The sequence below is a fragment of the Ensifer aridi genome (assembly GCF_002078505.1).
In the GTDB taxonomy this organism is placed as follows: domain Bacteria; phylum Pseudomonadota; class Alphaproteobacteria; order Rhizobiales; family Rhizobiaceae; genus Sinorhizobium; species Sinorhizobium aridi.
The window spans coordinates 1-1,463 of the sequence record NZ_LUAV01000072.1 but is presented as its reverse complement, the minus strand read 5'-3'; the positions used below and the strand labels follow the sequence as shown (position 1 = coordinate 1,463).

The window sequence follows — 1,463 nt, the reverse complement described above, 5'->3', positions numbered from 1 at the left end:
GAGAGTTGCTTTAGGTCCTTTGGCGCGCCCAGGCAGATGCGTACTGCGCCGGGTTCGTCCTCGCCGACGGCGGAGGCGATCGGCGGGGTCACCAGGATGCCCCGAGTGCGCGCAGCGGCAGTAAATTGATCTGCACTCCATTCGGATGGCAACGGCAGCCAGCCATAGAAGGGTGGGGACTGAAGCTTTTCGGCATCGGGAAAGGTAGTCACGAAAGCACGGTAGCGCTCCTGCGCCTGTCTGCGCCGTTCGCTTAGAAGTTCTTCAAACTTGCCGTTTTGAATGAGCCGCACCACGGCCTCGCTCAACATCGGAGCAACGTACCAGGCGGAGGCGTGCAGGAGTAGATCGGCTTGAGCAATGTAGGCGGCCGGCACGGTCAAGGTGCCGAGCCGGAAGCCAGGCGCGATGCACTTCGAGTAGGAGGTAATGTAGAACGTGCGGGTTGGCGCCAACGAGGCGATCGGCACCGGGCGCTCGTTGAAGAAGAAGCCGTAGACGTCATCCTCTATGACGGCAAGATCGAGTTCCTCGGCCAGTTCGGCGATGCGTTGGCGACGGGCAAGGGTCATGGTGCGAGCCGTCGGGCTCTGCAGCGTTGGCATGCAATAGAGCACCCGCGCACCGGACTGGCGGCACAGCTGTTTCAGCGCCTCCGGATCCAATCCCTCCCCGTCCATTTCCACGGGCACCAGGGTCAGATGGCTGGCTGCGCCGATGGCTTTGAAGCCGGAATAGGTAAAGGCATCGACAAGCACGCTGTCGCCGGGCTTCGCCACGAGGCGCAGGGCAATGTCGATAGCGTGCTGGGCGCCGTTGCAGAGGAACAGCCGCGCCGGATCCACCGTAAAGCTGCTGTCCGACAGCGAAGCCGCAATGATTTCACGGTGCTGCCAAATGCCGCCATGAGGGTGGTAGCGCAGCAAGGGAACCAGATCGCGCTCGCGTGTCACCTCCCCGAACAAACTCGATAAGATCTGCGCTTCGTCTCCCTCGACGGGAACGTTGAGCGCCAGATTGACCGGCTCATGTCGGGCCGTAACCTGGGAGCGTTCGCCGATACGGCGACGCACAAACGTCCCCTGCCCCACACGACTGCTGACCATGCCGCGCTGTTCGGCCTCCTGATAGGCTTTGCTCACCGTTCCGACCGAAAGACTGAGCTCTCGCGCCAGGTCGCGGTGCGGAGGCAGACGGTCGCCCTGTGACAAGCGACCGTCCGCAATGTCCTGCTCCAAGGCATTGACCAAGGCAAGATAACGCGGACCCTCGGATGTCAGCTGCCGTGGCCGCCAACCCGAAAAGGCATCATCCAAGCTCATGTCCCGCGCTCCTTGCTCTTTCATCTCATCCCCTGTCACACATGAAGATGACCCACGTATTTGCGAACGGTGTAGGATTCCAAACCTTCGATACCGCCTTCACGACCCCAGCCGCTGTCGCCGATACCGCCGAACGGAGTC

General features: G+C 61.9%; 2 protein-coding genes. Both read right to left on the bottom strand.

Translation table 11 applies throughout. The features are described from left to right. A partial coding sequence (locus AYK65_RS31315; protein ID WP_081163225.1) for an aminotransferase-like domain-containing protein occupies positions 1-1,322 on the bottom strand: 1,322 nt, incomplete at its 3' end. Between the two features lie 35 nt (positions 1,323-1,357). Then, a partial coding sequence (locus AYK65_RS32270; RefSeq protein ID WP_139793428.1) for an aldehyde dehydrogenase family protein occupies positions 1,358-1,463 on the bottom strand: 106 nt, incomplete at its 5' end.